Source organism: Acuticoccus mangrovi (assembly GCF_016411865.1).
GTDB classification, from domain to species: domain Bacteria; phylum Pseudomonadota; class Alphaproteobacteria; order Rhizobiales; family Amorphaceae; genus Acuticoccus; species Acuticoccus mangrovi.
In genome coordinates this window covers 1-18,966 of record NZ_JAEKJA010000022.1, presented here as the reverse complement: position 1 = coordinate 18,966, position 18,966 = coordinate 1, and the positions used below count along the sequence as shown (strand labels likewise).

Here is an 18,966-nt window from a genome sequence, read left to right as displayed (position 1 = left end):
CGCTGATCCCGCCGAGGTCCAAGAATGCTGACGATCAACGCCGACAGGTTGTGGCGAACTCTCATGCGGTCGGCCGAGATCGGGCCGGGCGTCGCCGGCGGGCTGAAGCGCCTCACCCTGACACCCGAGGACGGCGAGGTGCGCGACCAGCTGAAGGCCTGGGCCGCCGAGGACGGCTTCGCGGTGACGGTGGACGGCGCCGGCAACATGTTCGTCCGCATGGAGGGGGCGAGCGACGGCCCGCCGGTGCTCATCGGCAGCCACCTCGACACCCAGGTGACCGGTGGCCGGTTCGACGGCATTCTCGGCGTTCTCGGGGGCCTTGAAGTGCTGCGCACCCTCAAGGACCTCGGGCACGTGCCCAAGCGGCCCATCGAGGTGGTGAACTGGACCAACGAGGAAGGCGCCCGCTTCTCACCGCCGATGATGGCGTCGGCCGTGTTCTGCGGCGTCGAGACGCTCGACTGGCTCTACGATCGCGTGGACGACGACGGGGTGCGCCTCCTCGACGCGCTGGAGGCGATCGGCTACCGCGGCGAGGCGCCGGTGGGAAAGCCGGTCGACGCCTACTTCGAGCTCCACATCGAGCAGGCCCCGGAGCTCTACGACGAGGGCATCGACATCGGCGTGGTGACGGCGGGCTATGCCGTCCGGGGGCTTCTCATCCGCTTCACCGGCGAGACCGCCCACACCGGGCCGACGCCGATGGATCGGCGCAAGAACGCCATCATCGGCGCCTCCTACGGCGCCGTCGCCACCAACGAGGTGGGCCACGCCTATGCCCCCCTCGGCAAGGCGACGGCCTCCCGTCTCGTCGCCTGGCCCAACAAGCCCGGCATCCTGTCGAGCTTCGCCGAGCTGACGGTCGACGTGCGCCATCCCGAGACCGAGGCCGCCGACAGGATGCGCGACGAGATCCTCGCCCGCATCGCCGAGGGAGCGGAGAAGGCGAAGGTCAAATGGGAGGTGGTGAGCACCTGGACCTACGGCGAGGAGAGGTTCGACCCGGCCCTCGTCGACCTCTACCGACAGGCCGCGAAGGGCCTCGGCCTCAGCCAGAAGGACATGATGAGCCAGGCCGGCCACGACGCCTACTATATGAGCCGCGTCGCTCCCACCGCGATCCTGTTCAGCCCGTGCATCGACGGCATCACCCACAACGAGGCCGAGGACATCACGCCGGCCCACGCCACCAACGCGACCAACGTGCTCCTCAACGCGGTGGTGGCGCGCGCCGATCGGGACTGAGCTACTCGGCGGCCTCGGCGCTCCCCACCGCCTCGCCGTCGGGGCCGTCCGCCTCGCCGCCGCGCCGTGCCTCGTGCGCCGGCCGGCCGCCGCGGCGAGCACCCGCGCCACCGCGGCTCGGCGGGTTCTCCACCAGCGCCACGCGATCGCGCGGCAGCATCGAGGGCTGCTCCATCGCCGCGATCTCGGCGAGGAGGCGCTCGCGCACGCGGCAGTGGAGGTCCCAGGCCGCCGTCGGGTTCTCGGCGCTGCAGTAAAAGCGCACCGCGATGCCCTCGCTATCCTGGCCGATCACCTGCACCTTCGCCTCCGCTCCCGCCAGCCAGTCGGGATCCCGCGGCGCGAAGTCCTCGAAGATGCGTCGCAGCGCGTCCACGTCGGTGCGGTGGTCGAGCGTCAGGTGCACCGGCAGGATCATCTGCGGGTCGGCCATCGTCCAGTTCTCGAAGGGGTTCGACACGAAGTGCTTCACCGGCACGATGAAGCGCTTCTGGTCCCAGGTCCGCAGCTGCACGTAGGTGTAGTTGATCTGCTCCACGTAGGCCCAATGATCGTCGTAGTAGACGGCGTCGCCGATGCGGATGGGCTTGGCGAGGGCGAGCTGCAGCGAGGCGAAGATGTTGCCGAGCACCGCCTGTGCCGCGAGGCCGAACGTCGCCGTCGCCACGCCGGCGGAGACGAGGAGGCTCAGCCCGAACGACGAGAACACGTTGAGCGATGAGAAGGCCGCGGCGAGGCCAATGATGATCACCAGCATCACCCCGATGCGCTTCGCCGCCGAAAGGTTGGTATACCACCGCCGGGCGCTGGTGTTTCCGGGATCGTCGATGGTGGCGAGATAGCGGTTGGAGGTGACGTCGATGATCGTGTCGAGCACCCGCGACACGCCGTAGACGAGCGCCAGGACGATGAGCGTCCAGAACAGCGTGGAGATCGTCAGCGAGGTGCGCGCGGAGAACACGAAGAGAGCGGAGACGATCGTCTCCAGGAAGACGCCGAGGGCGAGCAGGATGACGGGCAGACGCGCGCGGCGGATGCCCGCCTTCAGCCCCTCCCCCGGCACGCGCACCGCGAGCGCGCTCAAGAGCTTGAACAAAAACACGGCGATCGCCGCAACGGCCGCGAGAATGAGGGGAACGGTGATGAGCTCCCACCACAGGATGCCCCAGAACGCCTCGCTCCTGAGGCCGCTCGGCAGCCACTTCTCGAACTCCGTCGGCCCGAAGGCGGCGTAGAGCGTGTCGATGTGGTCGACGGTCTGCTGGGCGAACACCCACACCGGCGCCTCCCCCGACGCGGCGATGCGGTTGAGGCGGATCGATACGGCGAACGGGTCCACCTCGAGGGTGCCGAGAAGGAGGCTCTTGCGCGGCTCGCCCACCATCGGCTCTCGGTCGCTGCCGGTGGTGTCCATGCCATCGGGCCGGTCGGAGATGGCGGCGTAGTCGAGCGGCACCTTGCGCTCGATCACGTAGGCGAGCCGGCGGGCGAGGCGCGCTCCCTCCTCGCGCTGCTCGCCGGGCTCGATGCCGTCGAGGTCGAGAAGGTGGGCGGCGCTCGCATAGTCGCCGCGATCGGTGAGGCGGCGGAAGCCCTCCAACGCCGAGCGCGGAGTCGAGCGGTCGAGCCGCTCGGGCGGCGCGCCGAGGCCGGCGTTCAGCGTCTCCACCTCGAAGGCGACGGGTGCCTCCTGGGCCCGCGCGCCGGACATCGCGACGATGAAGGCGACGATCGCGCAGAGAAGTGGCGCCACGATCCCGCTCGCCCTCGTCTTGGTCGCCGTGTCGTTGGTGGCCATGTCGTCTCCCGTTCCGGCTTGCGGCGTTACCGCCACTCAGTCGACGCACGGGAGGGCGAAGCGTTCCGCCCAGGACGACGAAAGGGGCGCCGAAGCGCCCCTTGTTCCACCGATCGCTCTGCCTCCGAGCGGGTCAGGCCTTGGCCTTCTCCGGCGCCTTCGTCGGCTTCGGGGCGCTCTTGGCAGAACCCTTCGCGTCCTCGCCCTTGGCCTCGCCCGAGAGGTCGGCCTCGGCGGTTTCCGTCGCCGCCTTCACCACCTTCTCGGCGCGTTCGGCGAGCGTCGGCCCGTCCTCGGAGGGCATAAGCCCCTCCTTCTTGGCCTCCGCCTTGGCGGCCTCGTAGGAGTGCTCCGCCGCCTCTTCGGCCTGGTGGACCTTGTCGGTGGCGTAGCCGTAGGCCTCGTCGCGCAGGTTGTCGCGATAGGGGCCGACCCACTCGTCCTCGCGGCGGGTGGAGGGCAGCAGCGCGCCGATCGCGGCACCCGCCGCGAGCCCGATGGCGGCGGCGATGATCGGCTCCTCGGTGATGAAGTCCACCACATTGCGGCGCGCCCGCCGGCCGTAGGCGTTGGCGGTGTGAGCAGCCTCCGCCGCCGCCTCGTAAGCGCTGTCGTAGGCCTGGCTCGCCGCGCTCGACACGGCGTAGGCGCCGCTCTTCAGCCGGTCGCTCACGTAGGCGGCGCCGTGGCGCGCCTCGTCGGCCATCAGCCGGGCCTGATCGTAGAGAACGTCGGCGACCTGGTATGCGCCGTCCTGCACGCTGTAGGCGCCGGCCTTCAGCTGATCGACGGCGTAGCGGGCGCCGTGGCTCGCCTCGTCGGCGGCGAAACGGGCCTGATCGTAGACGGCGCGGGCCACGCCGCGGGCGGCATCCGACACCTCGTAGGCGCCGGCCTTGAGCCGGTCGGCGGCATACTCGGCCCCGTGCTGCGCCTCGTCGGCGGCAAAGCGGGCCTGGTCGTAGGCCGCACCCGCGGCACCGGCCGCGAGCGCGGATACCCGATAGGCGCCCGACTTCAGCTTGTCGACGGCATAGTCGACACCGTGGGAGGCCTCGTCAGCGGCAAAGCGGGCCTGGTCGTAGGCGGCACGCGCGCCGGCCTCTAGGCTCGCGGAGGCGGCATAGCTGCCGCTCTTCAGCCGCTCGGCGGCATATTGGGCGCCGTGCTTGGCCTCGTCCGCGGCGAAGCGGGCCTGATCGTAGATCACCCCCGCGGCCTCGCCGGCCGTCGCTTCGATCCGGTAGGCGCCGGCCTTCAGCTGATCCGCGGCATATTTCAGGCCGTGGGCCGCCTCGTCCGAAGCGAAGCGGGCGCGATCATAGGCGGAGCGCACTCCGTCGCCGGCGCTCGAGGACGCGGCATAGGCGCCGTTGCGGAGCCGCTCGACGGCGTAGGCGAGACCGTGCTTCGCCTCATCGGCGGTGAACATCGCCTCGTCGTAGATGGCGTTCGCCGCCGTGCGGGCCGTGTCGCGCGCCTCGTAGGCGCCGGCCTTCAGCCGATCCAGCGCATACTGGGCGCCGTAGCGCGCCTCGTCGGCCCGATAGCGGGCGTAGTCGTAGGGGCGTACGTTCGGCAGCGGCTGATAGGGTACCGGAAGATTGGACTTCTTCGGCTTGTTCTGACTCATCAGCAGCCACGCGAGACCGAGGCCGGTCAGCGCGATCGGCAACGGGTTCTCTTTCACCTGACGACCGAGGTTGTTCATGAACTCATTTCCGTGCTGACCCGCGCCCGTCAGCGAGCGGGTCACGCTGTCGATGATCTGGCCGGTCGAGAGCTTGGCGCGGAGCGCGTCGAGGGTTTCCTCGACCTCGTAGCGCTGGGCCTCGACCTCGCGTTCGATCTGGGTCGTGGGACGGTTCATCGTAATTGCTCCTTGGCGAGCTCGCCATCTCGGCGCATCTGCTGTGCGGTCCGATCCGGCGTGAGATTGTCAACGTGGAGATCGGTGGTCCCGCTGCGCACCAGGAAGGCGCCGATCGCGGCGAACACACCACCCACGATGAGGGCAGCCCATCCGGTGTTGTTGTCGGAGACCTCCACCGTGCCGATCAGCTCGGCGACGGCGACCACGAGGGCGTCGGCGAGCACGATCAGCGCCACGAGAAGGGTGATGCCGCCGGCGGCGATCTTGCCGACGCCGACCTGAAGCTGCGTCACCTTCTCGCTCAGCTCCGCCCGCACCAGCTCCCCTTCCTTGCGGAAGAGGTCGGTGAGGTCGCGGAAGAGCTTGGCGATCAGCTCCGGCACCGAGCGGGTGTGAGCGAGCGTGTCGGCCATCGGCCCCGGATGGTCGCCGCGGTTGGGATTGTAGGTCATGGTCACCTCACTTCATGGCCGGTCGGCCGGGCGCGACGGGGCGCGGCGGCTGACTCGTGGGTGCACCATACGCCGACTGGGGCGTGGGCTCGGCCCCGTGACTGCGTTCCGATGTCGCTTTGACAAAGCGGCCGACGGCGAGCCCGGCGAGTACCGAGCCGACGACGAAAGCGCCGGGATTGCGCCGCGCGAAGCGCTGCACCGAGCCGACCATGTCGTCGACCGAGGTGTCGGAGATCGACTGGGCCACCTGTTCGAGACCCTCGGCGGCCTCGCCGACGAGGCGGGCGGCGATGGTCTGGTCGCGGGTGGACAGCTCGTCCCCGGCCCGGCGGACGGCGTTGGCGAAATCGGCGATGTGGCCGGCCGCGGTCCGCTTGCCTTCCTCAGCGTAGGACTGGGCGGCGCGCTGGGCGTCGGAGGCCGCCGCTTCGGCGCGCTCTCTCACGGTCTGGGCGGCTTCGGACATCTTCGCTTCGGCCGATCGCGCTTCCCGTTCAATGGTATCTTTGGTCGACATGTCGTGAACTCCTGAGCATTGCAGGGTCGTTATTCTTGAAGTCCGGCGGAAGCGTCAGGCGAGGCCAAGCAGACTCAAAATGAAAAGCACGACCACGACGAGGCCGACGAGGTAGATAAGGCTGTGCATCGGCGTTCCTTCCGAACTGAAATTTGAGTGACTGCTATCCGAAGAACGTTGCCCACCGCGAGGGAGTTCCCGGCTGCCGGCACCGCACAATAGCGCTCAAAGCCCGCCCTGGGTGGGCGATGCGCAGGATTTTTCCGATGGGCCGCCCGCCGGCGGGACGGGTCAGGCCTCGTCCGGCCAGAAGGCGTAAAAGTGATGCACCGGGCCGTGGCCGTGGCCGATGTGGAGCCGGTCGGCGGCGGCGATGGCGGCCGAGATATAGTCCTTCGCCGCCCGCACGGCGGCTTCGAGCGGCAGGCCGCGGGCGAGGTGGGCCGCGATGGCGCTCGACAGGGTGCAGCCGGTGCCGTGGGTGTTCCGCGTCGCGACGCGGGGCGAGGTCAGGATCTCGACGCCCTTGTCGGTGTAAAGGACGTCGACGCTCTCGGCGCCCGTCATATGGCCGCCCTTGAGGAGGATCGCGGTGCCGCCGGCGGCGAGCGCGCGGGCCTGGTCGCGCATCTCCCCCTCGGTCTCGGCCGGCGGCTCGCCGAGGAGCACCGCCGCCTCCGGAACGTTGGGCGTCGCGATGGTGGCGCGGGGGAAGAGGTCGCGCCGCAGCGCGGCCACCGCCTCCACCGGCACCAGGCGGTGGCCGGAAGCGGCGACCATCACCGGATCGAGCACCACCGGGATCGCGACGTCGGCGAGGCGGCCGGCGAGGTATTCGATCACGTCCACGTCGGCGACCATGCCGATCTTGATGGCGCGCACGTCGAGATCGCCGAGCACGGCGTCGAGCTGGGCGGCCACCATGTCGACGGGCACCGCGTGGACGCCGGTGACGCCCATGGTGTTCTGGGCGGTGATCGCGGTGATCACGCTGGCGCCGTAGACGCCGAGGGCGGAGAAGGTCTTGAGGTCGGCCTGGATGCCGGCGCCGCCACCCGAATCGGAGCCGGCGATGGTGAGGGCGATCATGACCGCCCCTCCCCGACCGCGTCGCGGATGACGGCGGCGGCCGCCGCCGGGTCGTCGGCCCGCGTGATGGCGCTCATCACCGCGACCCCGTCGGCACCGGCCGCGACGAGCTCGCGTGCCCGCGCCGCGGTGATCCCGGCGATGGCGCAGACCGGCATCGGGCGATGCCGCCGCAACCGCTCGGTGATCGCCCGGAACCCCTCCACGCCGATCGGCGGATTGGGGTTCTTCTTGCTGATCGTCTCGTAGACGCCGCCGACGGAGGCGTAGTCGATCGGCGCACCCTCCGCGGCGTCGGCCTCCGCGAGGCTGTGCACGGTGAGGCCGACGATCGCCGCCTCGCCGACGAGCCGGCGCGCCTCGGCCGACGTCAGATCGCCGTGGCCGACGTGGACCCCGGCGGCCCCGGCGGCGAGCGCCACGTCGACGCGGTCGTTGACGAGCACCGGCACGTCGGTCGCGGCGACGAGGCGGCGCACCGCGGCGACCTGGTCGGCGGTGCTGCCGGCCTTGTCGCGCCACTGGATGAGGCTCACGCCGCCGGCGACGGCGCGGCGGACGAGGCCCACCGGATCGGCGACGTCCGGCCCGAGCACCAGATAGCAGCGAAGATCGAGCGGCCCGGGCGCGAGGCGCAGACCCGCGGCGACGGCCGTCCCGTCCGCAGCGGCGAGCGCGTCAATCAGCCCCGCCGCGAAGCTCCCCGGTCCCGCGGCGCGAACGGCGGCGGCCTCGGCCGACACCGTCATCAGCCCGAGCCCCGCCACGGCCGCGGTAAAGGCGTCGCGGGAGCCCGGCAGCATCGCGGCGATGAGCATCCCAGTGGCGCAGCCGGTGGCGATGACGCGGTCGAGGAGTGGCGTCCCGTTGGCGAGCCGCAGCGCCGGGCCGCCGCCGCACCGGCGCACCGTGTCGACCGCCCCCGTCGTCACCGCGACCGTCCCCTCGGGGAGCGGCCCGAGCGCCGCCATCTCGCCGGCGTTGCCCTTCACCACCCTCGGGCCGAGCGCCAGGAGCTCGCGGGCGAACGCGAGCCGGTCCGGCACGCGGTCGACCTTCACCGGATCGAGCACGAACGGCCGTCCCGTCGCCACCGCGGCCAGGATCCCCGCCCGCCGCGCCGGCTCCAGCATGCCGAGATTGACGAGCAGCGCGTCCGACCCGGCGGCCATCGGCCGCACCTCCTCGGCATCGATCGTCATCGAGATGTCGATGCCGAGCGCAGCGCCGATGTTCGCCGACAGCGGCTGCGCCACCGGTGACATCAGCGCGTGGATGCGCGGCCGCCGCGACAAGAGCGCGTCGATGGCCTCGGCGAGGGCGGGACGGTCGAGGCGAGACGGCAGCGTCAGCGCGTCCATGGCGTCCCCCTTCCCCTCGTCGTGGGACGATCGGCACGCGGTGGGCACCCTGCGGCGCGATCTGGTCGGCGCCCTTCGGCGTAATCTGGTCGGCGCCCTTCGGCGCGATGATGTGGCATGATCCAATCCCTCCGCCGGCATGACCCGGATCAGGTTCATGGGGTCGGCACCTGCCTCTCAGCCCGAAGGCACCCCCTTGGAAGCCGCTTCCCTTAAAGCGCGCGAAGCCTCGGAGCAAGGGCTTGTGGCGAGGCGCAGTTTCGGCTTCTTGGGAGGTTGCGGTCATCGGCGCCACCGCCAGCGCCGCACACCGCGTGCGAGGAGAACGAGATGACGCCGTTTTTCGTGATGATCAAAGCACAGCTCGGGCGGGCCTACGAGGTCGCCAACGCGCTCGCCGATGCCGAGATCGCCTCGGAGATCTACTCCACCGCCGGCGACTACGATCTGCTGGTGAAATTCTATGTCGACCGGGACGCCGACATCGGCCACTTCGTGAACGAGAAGGTGCATTCGATCCCGGGCATTCTCGACACCAAGACCATCATCACCTTCAAGGCCTTCTGAGCGGCCGGGCCGCCCGCCGCCTCAGGGGAGCGGGATCGTGCGGGCCATCTCCTCGCGCGACTGGCCGGCGTAGGTGGCGCCGCCCGGAACCGGCAGCGGGCGCATCGACACGGGCTGGGCGCGCTGGCGCTGCTGCACCGTCTGTGAGCGGAGCGGCATCGCCTGGGCCACCGCGCCCGGCGGCGGTGACAGGAACTGCACCGCGTTCACCACCTGATTGCCGTCCTTGCAGGTCACCGAGACGCGGATCACCGCGGCCTGCTTCTGCGCCACCATCAGGCGCCCGGTCTCGTAGAGCCACTTGGGGCGGGAGCGCTCGTAGACATATTCGTTGGACGGACAGGAGCTGAGCGGCGACTGTTCGAGCAGCGCCACCGTCACGTCGCCGTCCACGAACACGTCCGAAACCTGGGTGTCGACGAAGAAGCGCTCGGTGTTCGCCGTCACGGGAGCCGCCGGCGGAACGTCCGACATGCTGGTGCCCCCGGCGGCCGCGGTGGTCTCCTGGGCGAGCGCCGGCGTCGCCGCAGCCATCGCCAGCATCAGCACGGCCTCTGCCGTCTTCAGGCGCTTCATCCCGTTCTCCCACTCTCAACACCGATACGTCGCCGCACCGTGCAACCAATCTATTGCCGAATAAGTGAACTTTTCCAGCGACAAAGCACCGCAGCCGGCACGGGGATTATATTTTGGTTAACCTTCCCCAACCTCGCCGAGCACCCGAGCCACGTGCCGCCGCAAGGCCGGAACAAGCTCGGCCTCGAAGAACGGGTTGCGGCGGATCCAGACATTGTTGCGCCACGAGGGATGGGGCAGCACGATGAGGGGGCGCGGCGCCGTCGCCGCGGCGATCGCCCGCCAGTCGCGCACCACCGCCCAGAGCGACTCCCGCCGCCGCTCAGGCAGGTGGTAGGCGATCGAATATTTGCCGATGACGAGAAAGAGGCGCAGCTCCGGCAGGATCGAGAACAGCCGGTCGTGCCAGTGGGTGACGCACTCGGGGCGCGGCGGCAGGTCGCCGCCATGGCGATCGTAGCCGGGAAAGCAGAAGCCCATCGGGATGATCGCGATGCGGCTCGCGTCGTAGAAGGTCGCCTCGTCGAGCCCCAGCCAGTCGCGCAGACGCACCCCCGACGGGTCGTAGAACGGCACCCCCTTCTGGTGGGCGATGTTGCCGGGCGCCTGGCTGCAGATCACGATGCGCGCGGTGCCGCTGACCTGCAGAATGGGCTGCGGAGCGTGGGGCAGCGGCGTCTTCTCGGGTGCCTCGCGGCAGACCCGGCAGGCGTGGATCGCCGCCATCAGCCGATCGAGCGAGGGCGCCTCCGCCTGCACCCCGCCGGCCTCAGACGGGGCCGTCGACACCCGCCTCGGCGAAGGTCGACATACCGGAGTGGCAGGCCGCCGCCGCCCGCAGGATGCCGATGGCGAGGGCTGCGCCGGTGCCCTCCCCGAGCCGCATCCCGAGATCGAGGAGCGGGCTGACCCCCATCGCCTCCAGCGCCCGGCCGTGGGCGGCCTCGGCGGAGCGGTGGGCGAATAGGCAATGGTCGATCGCCTGGGGCGCGATCTTGTAGGCGACCGCCGCGGCGGCCGTCGACACGAAGCCGTCGATCACCACCGGCACCTTCTGGCTGCGCGCGGCGAGAATCGCGCCGACCATCGCCGCGATCTCCCGCCCGCCGATGCGCGTCAGGAGGACGAGCGGATCCTCCTCGCCGGCGACGCGGGCGAGCGCCTTGTCGACGGCGGCGATCTTGCGCGCCATCGCCTCGCCCGAGACGCCGGTGCCGGCGCCGCACCAGTCCGCCGCCGTGCCGCCGATCAGCGCCGCATAGAGCGCCGCGGCGACAGTGGTGTTGCCGATGCCCATCTCGCCGAGGGCGAGGCAGTCAACGCCGTTGGCGATCGCTTCGAGGCCGAAGGCCATGGTGGCGGCGGCGGCGCGCTCGGAGGCGAAGGCGTCCTCCACCGCGATGTTGCCGGAGGGAATGTCGACGGCGAGGTCGAAGGCGGACAGGCCGATGCCGTAGGCGGCGCAGATCTGGTTGATCGCGGCCTTGCCGTCGCGGAAGGAGGCGAGCATCTGGGCATTAACGCTCGAGGGATAGGCCGATACCCCCTCCTCGGCCACCCCGTGGCTCGCCGCAAACACCACCACGCGCGGATGATCCACCGTCGGAGGCGCCTTGCCGGTCACGGCGGTGAGCCATTCGGCGAGCTTCTCGAGCCGGCCGAGCGAGCCGGCGGGTTTCGTCAGCGCCGCCTCGCGGGCGCGGGTCGCCGCGAGCGCGTCGCTATGGTCGGGCCGCGGCGCGCGGGCGAGTGCACGGAAGTCGTCGAGGGGCGAGACGTCGGCGTCGAAGTGGGACATCGGGGCAGCGTAAACCTTTCTGCGAGGATCGGCTCAGGGAATTAGAACCAGCCGGTCGCGGCGCACATCATAGCCGGAGAGGCGGTTGAGGAAGCTCATGCCGAGGAGGCTGCGGTCGAGCTCGCCCGGGCGGGCGACCGCCGCGCGCACCGACTCCATGCGGATCCCGCCGATCGCAATGTCGGGAAGGCGCACCGGGGCAACCTCCGTCATTCCGCCCGCGGTGACAACGGGCACGCGATAGTCGAGCGCATCGGGATCGAAGCCGGCGCGGGCGGCGTCCTCGGCGGACAGCACCACGGTGCTCGCGCCGGTGTCGAACAGGAAGCGCACCGGCGCGCCGTCGACGGTCCCCTCGATCTCGAAGTGGCCGCCGAAGGAGCGGCGCACCACCACGCTCTCGCCGTCCTGCACGGTGACGCCGGGCACGAGAACCGCCGCCACCTCGCGCCCCACCGACTGGAGCGGTACGCGGTAGGCGTAGAGGCCGACGAGCGCGACGATGGCGATGAGCCAGAAGAGAGAGGTACGGACGATCTCCGGCAGGCGGACGCTGCGCATCGAGAGCAGCACCACCACGAAGACGACGAGGAGGACCACGAGCTTCACCGCCTGGGGGGCGGTGCTGTCGATGTCCATGGTGGGGATCGACTGGGCGAGGGCGGGTCCCGTCGCCACCATCAGAGCGGCGGCCGCGACGGCGCTATGGCGGGCGATGCGGCGGGCGCAGCCGGCAGGATGTGACGCCGTCCTCTTCACCGCTCCTCGCCCCTCCCCGCTCAGAGGCAGATAGTGATCGCCGCAAGATATGCCAGATCGCCGGCGACCACTGCGGCACCGATGACGTCGCCGGTGTGTCCGCCGATGAGGCGGTCGGCGAGCGAGGCCACCCCCTTCGCCGCCGCCGCCGCCGCGACGGCGCCGAGGATGAAGCCGAGCGGTGTGATCCAGCCGACGAGCACCAGCGTCACCACGACGGCGAGGACGAGGGCACGGCGGAAGGCGGCGGTGCTCGGCCGGCCGGCGGCGACGGCGAGCCCGTCGTCCCGGGCGTTCGGCAGACCCACCCAGGGATAGAGCGCCACCGTACGCCCCGCGACGGCCGCGGCGACGAAGATCAGCGCCGCCCGGAACGGCCCTTCGGCGAGCGCGCTCTCAAGCAGCGCAACCTTGATCAGCACCACCGTGACGAGCGCGAGCACGCCGTAGGTGCCGATGCGGCTGTCGCGCATGATCTCGAGCCGCCGCGTCGCCACCGCCCCACCCCAGAAGCCGTCAACGCAGTCGGCGAACCCGTCCTCGTGCAGTGCGCCGGTGACGGCGACGAGGGTGGCGGTGGCGAGAACCGCGGCGAGGAAGGGGCTCGCCCCGAGCGCCGCCGTCAGCCACAGCACCAGCGCCGCCGGCAGCGCGACGAGGACCGCCGCGATCGGCAGCATGCCGACGCTGTCGGCCACCCCGAGGCCGTGGCGGCGCGGGGGAGCTGGCAGGCGGGCGTAGAAGGCGAGGAGGGTGGCAAGTTCGTCGCGCCAGCGGATCATGCGGCGATGGCATCCTTTTCGGCCGCGCGGCGGGCGGCAGTGTCGGCGGCTCTCTCGATGGCCTCGAGAGCCGCCCTCAGAAGGTCGGGCTCCGCATCCGGAGCCTGACCGGCGACCGTGAGGGTGCGGCGGTAGGCACGCGCCCCCGGCTCACCATGAAAGAGCCCCAGCATGTGGCGTACCACATGGGCAAGACGCCCACCGGCGGCGATCCACTCTTCGGCATAGTCGGCCATGGAGCGGGCGACGGCGAGGCGATGGCGGAAGCTCTCCTCCCCCCGGTAGCCGGCGAGCTCGGCGAGGAGGCCCGGGCGCTGGTAGGCCGCGCGCCCGATCATCACCCCGTCGACGACGGCGAGCTCGCGCGCCACCGTGGCGGCATCGGCGATCCCGCCATTGATGCCCACGAAGATGTCGAGGCGGGCCTCGAGACGGTGGACGCGGTCATAGTCGAGCGGCGGCACGTCCCGGTTCTGCGCCGGCGAGAGGCCGGCGAGCCACGCCTTGCGGGCATGCACCCAGATCGCCGAGACGCCGGCGGCGACGGCTTCGTCGGCAACGGCGTCGAGAGCGGTCTCGGTATCCTGATCGTCGACGCCGATGCGGCACTTGAGCGAGACGGGAAGCCCGCCCTCGCCCATTGCGGCGAGACAGTCGCCCACGAGCGCCGGCTCCGTCATGAGGCATGCGCCGAAGCGACCGCCCTGCACCCGATCGGAGGGGCAGCCGACGTTGAGGTTCACCTCGCCGTAGCCCCATTCGGCGGCGATGCGGGAGGCGGCGGCGAGTTCCCGCGGATCGGAGCCGCCGAGCTGGAGCACCGGCGCCCCCTCCTCCGCGCTGAAGCCGAGGAGGCGCGCCCGGTCGCCATGGATCACCGCCTTGGCGGTGACCATCTCCGAAAACAGCTGCACCGCCGGATTGAGCCGCCGATGGAACACCCGGCAATGCCGATCGGTCCAGTCCATCATCGGCGCCACGGCGATCGTATGTTGTTGATATAATTTCATTTTTTAGTAGTATCAAATCGTTAGGTCGGGTCGTGTGCACTCATTTCTACGCCATGACGCGACGCTATTCGCCCCGGTTCGACGCCTGGGTGCACACGGAGCGCACACGTCGTGGCCACCGTCACGCGGCTCAAGTCTGGTTCCTGGCCAGTCCAGGTGCGACGTAAGGGGAAATATGTCAACGGCACCTTCCGTCGCCGCAAGGACGCGGAGGAATGGGCTCTCGAGATCGAGCGCCGGATTGATCGCGGCGAGCCTGCCCTCCCCTGCGCTGGCCATGGCGCCAAGACACTCGGCGATCTCACACGTCTACACCGAGAAGACCTCCAGGAAGTCGGCAAGCCCATCGGTCGGTCGAAGGCCGCGAGTCTCGCTATGCTGGAGCGCCGGCTCGGCCGGGTGCGCCTAGGCGATCTCGACCGGCAGAGGGTCATAGATTTCGGAAAGGGCCGCGCCTGCGAGGGGGCGGGTCCTGTTGCGGTCGGTATCGACATTGGATACATCAAGACGATCCTCTCAGACGCCGCCGCTGTGCATGGCGTGATCCTCTCGACTGAGCCTGTCTCGCAGGCACGGATCGCCTTGACGCGTCTCGGACTCGTCGGAAGAGGTGATGAGCGTGATCGGCGACCGACTCAGGATGAGCTTGACCAACTAATCTCAACACTCGGCGCAAATCCGCTTCAGCAGATCCCAATGGGGCGGATTATTCGGTTTGCTGTCGCGACGGCAATGCGCCAGGACGAGATATGCCGCGTCGAATGGACGGACTTCGATCCCGTGAAGCGGATGCTTCTCATCCGTGATCGAAAAGACCCGCGAAGAAAAAGCGGGAATAACCAGCGCATACCACTGTTAGACGTCAGCGGCTACGACGCTGCGGAAATTATTCACGAGCAGGGCGAACTTTCATAGCAGCACGTAGGACGGATCTTTCCTTACAATAGCCGATCGGTCGGAACTGCCTTTCGGCGAGCATGTCGTACGTTGCGTATCGATGACCTCTATTTCCACGAGCTTCGCTATGAAGGAACGAGCCGCTTGTTTGAGGCCGGCTTTTCTATTGAGCAGGTTGCACTGGTGACGGGTCACCGAGATTGGAGGATGCTCCGCCGGTATACACATCTTCGGCCGGAAGGCTTGCATGCGATCGCTCGAAAGGCAGCATAAGGGTCGGCGAAGGCCACTGCCCCGGGGGTTCGAGTCGGCGGAGCGCTACCGTCGATCCCCCCGACAGAATCTTCCCGCGTTCACAATCGAATTGCCTTACTCAGAATTGGCGAAGCGACCTAGGATCACTTGCGCGACATCGTTGGCGAATTCCTCATGCAGCCCGAGTTTTCCGCGCGGAAGGAGGGTCGGAGCGATGCTAGCCGCAGCTGCGAGCGCCTCCATTTCCGTTTTTGATTTCCGGGGCGTTTCCTCGCCCCAGATCAGCTGTAGACGGTCCTTCGGCATCGCCGCCGCGGCGGAACGGGCGTCGTCCGCCACATCGAACGGATCGAGCGCACCGGTTACGAACCGCACGGAGGCGAAGCGGGCACCTGCGGCGCGCGCAACATGGCGCTTGGCCGCCAAGCTTTCCAAGGTAAGCCATCCCGGGTCAGAGTAGACATGCCCCCTTGCCATCCGCCCGATCACCAGATCGTTCAAATTGAGCATGTAGAGCGCCGGACCGGCAACCGGCATATCCACGGCAGCCCGGACGCAGGCAAGCCAGCTGGGTCGTCGTCCCATCATCGTCGGCAGCGGCCCGCGCCAGGTCGGTGCGACCAGCACGATATGCAGTGAGCGACCGGGATTGTCAGCCAAATGCCGCAGAAGGTATCCCGCGGCATGGCCTGCAGCGACGATCAAGGCCGGATCCGGAACGACGGCGCTTAGAACATGGTCAAGCCACGCCGCCATCGCCGCAGGTGTCCAGGCAACGCGCGGCTTGTCGGTCGTCCCGAAACCAGGCCAGTCTAGCGCAACGGTCTCGAAACGTGCTGCCAGAAGCCTCTGCAGAGGCGCCATCTCGTCGCGAGTAGCGATCGAGGACAGCGCCGGCAGAAGAACCGCGCGTGGTCCCGTTCCCTCGCGCGTGAGAGCGCAGGACAGCTCGACGCCGTCCCAGGCCCATTCGAAAGTCTCGTCGTGTCTTGCCGGCGGCGTTCCGTTCACCGCTCCGCCTCCAGCGCGTCGATGTCGCCGGCATCGATCTCGGCGAGCGATTTGTGGATACGCCAGATGCGGTCCCCGCCATCGTGCCCATGCACTGTCACGACGGTTTCAATGGGCGGGCAGCCGGGTTCGTGACAGGCAAGCTCCGCGATCGTCAGCAGATCGGCTTCGGAAAGCCCGAAACGCTCTGCCACCCAGCCCTTGACCATTCCGGCGCGGCCCGGAGCGGAACGGCGCACGAAGAGGTTCCTCACGCTTCGTCTCCGCCGAGCCGAACCCAAAGAGTGCGCCCGACTCTTCGCCGACGAAAAGCCAACCTTCGGGGGTTAGTGCGAGTGCGGCGACCGGCGATCCGCTGGATCCCTTAACGACAAGGTCCTCCAACGCGCTGTCGGTCGACAAGCGCCCGGCGAGTACGCTGCCATCAGCGAAACCGGCAAGGACCCCGTTATGCCCAACCAGCCCTGTGACCGCCGTGCAGAGCTGTTTGTCACCGTAGGCGCAGGTAGACGGCGGGCGCCCCAGGGGTCCGCCTTTGCCGTCGAAGGGCCAGCAGGTCGCCTGGTCGGAGCCGGATGTCGCAAGGTAGGGCGCACTGCCGACCCAGGCGAAGCTCTTTGCCTTGGCGGAGTAGCCCGACATGCGCATGTCGGCCTTGTCGCGCAGACGCCAGCCGTGCAGCGCGTTCTCCTGCATCGCTGTCACCAAGTACTTTCTGTCCGGGCTGAACGCGATGGCGCCGTGCGAGCCTTTCCAAACGAGCTTTGAAGACTTCCATCGGCGTTCGTCGCGTTCCCAGACAGTCGCACCGCCCTAATGCGCAACGGCCAAGCGCCGAGCCTTTGCATCGAATGCAAGTCCGCCGACCGTGCAGGGGTGTTCGAACGTCCTCGGGGTGCTGTCGCCGGCACACCAGACATAGGCTGTGCGGCCCGAGGTGCAGGCAATGCTACCAGAGGCGGTGGCGACGCAATCCACCCAGCGCGTGCCGAAGCTCGCGATCTCTTCGATCGTCCCGTCCAGAAAAATGCGTAGGAACCGACCGTCGTCGCCGCCCGTGAGCACGGCGCCCGATGCCGCCTCCGTCGCAAGACACAACACGGCGCCGCCGTGGGCTTCGACGATCGTTGGTGGTTTATCCGGACGGAAGAACCGCACCACGCCGTCTCCGAACCCCGCCGCGACGGCCGTGCCGGTTGATATGGCACCAGTAACCGGTGCGCCGGTGTCGAGCGTGAGGCCCTGACGTTGGAGCTGGGTCTCTCCGAAGCCCCTCAGGCGTGGGTCTTGGCGCGCCGCTTCCGTCGCTACGCCGCCCGGCATGCGGCGAACCCGTCTTCGAGACCCATCGTGTCAAGGTTGCGGCCGATGAACACCAGCCGCGATTGCCGGGCGCCCTTCGACCACGCCCCCATCGGCGCGCCGTCCATCAACATGTGGACGCCCTGGAACACATAGCGTTCCGCCTCGCCCTTGAAGTCGAGGATGCCCTTCGAGCGCAGGATGTCCTGCCCGCGCGTCTGGAGAAGCCGGCCGAACCACGTCTGGAACTTGTCGAGATCGAGCGGCACTTCCGACACCAGCGAGATGCTTTTTACGTCGTCGTCATGCTCGTGGTCGTGATCAGAGGTCAGGAAGTCGGGCTCGACCGCCAGCACCCTGTCAAGACTGAACGCATTGAGCCCGATCACCTCGTCGAGAGACGCCGAGCATCGTTCCGTCCGGATGATCTTGGCGTAGGGGTTGATGCGCCTGATGCGATCCTCAACTCGGCCGAGGCCGTCCTTGTCGACGAGGTCGGTCTTGTTGAGCAGGACGACGTCCGCGAAAGCGATCTGTTCCTCGGCCGCGTGGTGTTCGCCGAGCTGAGCGTCGAGATGCACGGCGTCGGCCACCGTCACGATCGCGTCGAGCCGTGTGCGGTCAGCCACATCCTGGTCGACGAAGAAGGTCTGCGCCACCGGCGCGGGACCCGCCAGCCCCGTGGTCTCGACAATGATCGCGTCCAATTTGTCCGCGCGCTTCATCAGTCCGCCGAGGATACGAATCGGATCGCCCCGGACGGTGCAGCAGATGCAGCCGTTGTTCATATCAAACACTTCCTCGTCGGCATCGACCACGAGGTCGTTGTCGATGAAGGCCATGAGCTGATCGAGCGTCATGCCGTCCTCGGCATAGACGTCGAGGAGCTTCGGGGACACGGCAGCAAGCTTCAGCCTCTGCTTGACGATGGCGACCGAGACGAAGAAGGCGGCAGCGATCTCCTCCTCGCTCTGTCCCTTCTCTCTGAGCGCAACGAAGGCGCGGAACTGGTCGAGCGGGTGGAGCGGTGCCCGCTGGACATTCTCGGCGAGCGAATCCTCCTCCGCCAGGCCTTCCGTGCGGACAACGCAGGGGATCGTGGCACTCCGGGCGAGACGCTTCTGCTTCACCAGCAGCTCCAGTGCCCGGTAGCGGCGGCCGCCGGCCGGAACCTCGAACATCCCGGTCTCCGCGCCGCTCTCATCGAGCACCGGCCGGACGTTCAGGCTCTGCAGCAGCGTACGGCGGGCGATGTCCGCGGCAAGCTCCTCGATCGAGACGCCGGCCTTGATCCGGCGGACGTTCGCCTGGCTGAGCACGAGCTTGTTGAAGGGGATGTCCCGCGAGGCGCTGAGACTGATCGGTTAGGATTTGGCCATGATGGTTCTCCGTGACGGGCCGGTCAGGAGCCACTCTCCTCGCCTTCTCAGCCCGTCATGAAGACCCCCGCCCTCCTCTTCCTCTGTGAGCGCCGACGCGAGACAGATCGCGCCGGCGCTGCGGGCTCGGGCAAACTAATTTGGGAGCCATCCGCATAGCCCGACGCCGGAGGATCACTCCGCGGCATCCCTGACAGCCGGGCCGGACTCGCCCTCCGCGGCGTCCTCTGCTTCGGCCTCTGGCCGGAATGTTGCCGCCGCTGGAAAACTGACCCGGTCGCCGACTGAA

At 68.9% G+C, this 18,966-nt stretch carries 19 protein-coding genes, 1 pseudogene and 1 riboswitch; of the genes and pseudogenes, 4 read left to right on the top strand and 16 right to left on the bottom strand.

Translation table 11 applies throughout. The features are described 5' to 3' along the window. Positions 1-24: 24 nt before the first annotated feature. Entirely contained in the window at positions 25-1,248 is a 1,224-nt protein-coding gene (locus JCR33_RS20025) for a Zn-dependent hydrolase (protein WP_198883901.1), read from the top strand. Position 1,249: 1 nt separating this feature from the next. On the opposite strand, the gene JCR33_RS20020 is transcribed toward JCR33_RS20025, so the two are convergent. The 6 genes from JCR33_RS20020 to thiE form a co-directional block, all read right to left on the bottom strand. Further along, complete coding sequence (locus tag JCR33_RS20020; RefSeq protein WP_198883900.1) at positions 1,250-3,046, bottom strand: mechanosensitive ion channel family protein; 1,797 nt, start codon at positions 3,044-3,046, stop codon at positions 1,250-1,252. 133 nt (positions 3,047-3,179) lie between these two features. Beyond that, positions 3,180-4,916, bottom strand: coding sequence for a DUF3618 domain-containing protein (locus JCR33_RS20015; protein ID WP_198883899.1), 1,737 nt, complete (start codon positions 4,914-4,916; stop codon positions 3,180-3,182). Further along, positions 4,913-5,371 carry a phage holin family protein gene (locus JCR33_RS20010; protein WP_211110455.1) on the bottom strand — a complete coding sequence of 153 codons (459 nt, stop codon included), beginning with the start codon at positions 5,369-5,371 and terminating at the stop codon, positions 4,913-4,915. The genes JCR33_RS20015 and JCR33_RS20010 overlap by 4 nt, the downstream gene beginning before the upstream one ends. A gap of 7 nt (positions 5,372-5,378) precedes the next feature. Continuing rightward, positions 5,379-5,891 carry a hypothetical protein gene (locus JCR33_RS20005; RefSeq protein WP_198883898.1) on the bottom strand — a complete coding sequence of 171 codons (513 nt, stop codon included), beginning with the start codon at positions 5,889-5,891 and terminating at the stop codon, positions 5,379-5,381. Positions 5,892-6,182: 291 nt separating this feature from the next. Beyond that, positions 6,183-6,980, bottom strand: coding sequence for a bifunctional hydroxymethylpyrimidine kinase/phosphomethylpyrimidine kinase (gene thiD, locus JCR33_RS20000; RefSeq protein ID WP_198883897.1), 798 nt, complete (start codon positions 6,978-6,980; stop codon positions 6,183-6,185). After that, on the bottom strand, positions 6,977-8,341 hold the full coding sequence (gene thiE / locus JCR33_RS19995) for a thiamine phosphate synthase (RefSeq protein WP_198883896.1): 1,365 nt from the start codon (positions 8,339-8,341) through the stop codon (positions 6,977-6,979). Before thiE ends, thiD begins: the two co-directional genes overlap by 4 nt. A 109-nt stretch (positions 8,342-8,450) precedes the next feature. Beyond that, positions 8,451-8,547: riboswitch (TPP riboswitch) on the bottom strand. Positions 8,548-8,671: 124 nt separating this feature from the next. On the opposite strand from thiE, the gene JCR33_RS19990 reads away from it, so the two are divergent. Further along, the gene (locus JCR33_RS19990) at positions 8,672-8,908 is read left to right on the top strand and encodes an Lrp/AsnC ligand binding domain-containing protein (RefSeq protein WP_198883895.1); all 237 of its coding nucleotides are present in this window, start codon (positions 8,672-8,674) and stop codon (positions 8,906-8,908) included. Between the two features lie 21 nt (positions 8,909-8,929). Here the strand turns inward: JCR33_RS19990 and JCR33_RS19985 are convergent, their stop codons facing one another. The 6 genes from JCR33_RS19985 to dusA all read right to left on the bottom strand — a co-directional run bounded on the left by JCR33_RS19985 (position 8,930) and on the right by dusA (position 13,833). Continuing rightward, positions 8,930-9,484: a hypothetical protein gene (locus JCR33_RS19985; protein WP_198883894.1), complete on the bottom strand. Its 555-nt coding sequence runs from the start codon at positions 9,482-9,484 to the stop codon at positions 8,930-8,932. A gap of 117 nt (positions 9,485-9,601) precedes the next feature. After that, positions 9,602-10,273: a uracil-DNA glycosylase family protein gene (locus JCR33_RS19980; protein WP_332461237.1), complete on the bottom strand. Its 672-nt coding sequence runs from the start codon at positions 10,271-10,273 to the stop codon at positions 9,602-9,604. Further along, positions 10,254-11,282, bottom strand: coding sequence for a nicotinate-nucleotide--dimethylbenzimidazole phosphoribosyltransferase (gene cobT, locus JCR33_RS19975; RefSeq protein ID WP_198883893.1), 1,029 nt, complete (start codon positions 11,280-11,282; stop codon positions 10,254-10,256). The genes JCR33_RS19980 and cobT overlap by 20 nt, the downstream gene beginning before the upstream one ends. Positions 11,283-11,315: 33 nt before the next feature. After that, positions 11,316-12,041 carry a retropepsin-like aspartic protease family protein gene (locus tag JCR33_RS19970; RefSeq protein WP_198883892.1) on the bottom strand — a complete coding sequence of 242 codons (726 nt, stop codon included), beginning with the start codon at positions 12,039-12,041 and terminating at the stop codon, positions 11,316-11,318. Positions 12,042-12,061: 20 nt separating this feature from the next. After that, positions 12,062-12,823 carry an adenosylcobinamide-GDP ribazoletransferase gene (locus JCR33_RS19965; protein WP_198883891.1) on the bottom strand — a complete coding sequence of 254 codons (762 nt, stop codon included), beginning with the start codon at positions 12,821-12,823 and terminating at the stop codon, positions 12,062-12,064. Then, complete coding sequence (dusA, locus tag JCR33_RS19960) at positions 12,820-13,833, bottom strand: tRNA dihydrouridine(20/20a) synthase DusA (protein ID WP_198883890.1); 1,014 nt, start codon at positions 13,831-13,833, stop codon at positions 12,820-12,822. The genes JCR33_RS19965 and dusA overlap by 4 nt, the downstream gene beginning before the upstream one ends. A gap of 111 nt (positions 13,834-13,944) precedes the next feature. On the opposite strand from dusA, the gene JCR33_RS25110 reads away from it, so the two are divergent. Continuing rightward, the gene (locus tag JCR33_RS25110) at positions 13,945-14,748 is read left to right on the top strand and encodes a site-specific integrase (protein WP_232372712.1); all 804 of its coding nucleotides are present in this window, start codon (positions 13,945-13,947) and stop codon (positions 14,746-14,748) included. 15 nt (positions 14,749-14,763) lie between these two features. After that, a complete protein-coding gene (locus JCR33_RS25105; RefSeq protein ID WP_332461239.1) occupies positions 14,764-15,003 on the top strand; it encodes a tyrosine-type recombinase/integrase in 240 nt (79 codons plus the stop codon). Between the two features lie 96 nt (positions 15,004-15,099). Here JCR33_RS25105 and JCR33_RS19950 read toward each other — a convergent pair whose 3' ends face one another. The 4 genes and pseudogenes from JCR33_RS19950 to JCR33_RS19935 all read right to left on the bottom strand — a co-directional run. Then, complete coding sequence (locus JCR33_RS19950) at positions 15,100-15,996, bottom strand: alpha/beta fold hydrolase (RefSeq protein WP_198883889.1); 897 nt, start codon at positions 15,994-15,996, stop codon at positions 15,100-15,102. Beyond that, positions 15,993-16,250: a hypothetical protein gene (locus tag JCR33_RS19945; protein WP_198883888.1), complete on the bottom strand. Its 258-nt coding sequence runs from the start codon at positions 16,248-16,250 to the stop codon at positions 15,993-15,995. The genes JCR33_RS19950 and JCR33_RS19945 overlap by 4 nt, the downstream gene beginning before the upstream one ends. Before the next feature lie 559 nt (positions 16,251-16,809). Then, the gene (locus JCR33_RS19940; RefSeq protein WP_211110454.1) at positions 16,810-17,319 is read right to left on the bottom strand and encodes a WD40 repeat domain-containing protein; all 510 of its coding nucleotides are present in this window, start codon (positions 17,317-17,319) and stop codon (positions 16,810-16,812) included. Further along, positions 17,304-18,131: pseudogene (locus JCR33_RS19935) on the bottom strand (CobW family GTP-binding protein); the annotation flags it as partial. The pseudogene JCR33_RS19935 and the gene JCR33_RS19940, both read right to left, overlap by 16 nt. Between the last annotated feature and the right edge of the window lie 835 nt (positions 18,132-18,966).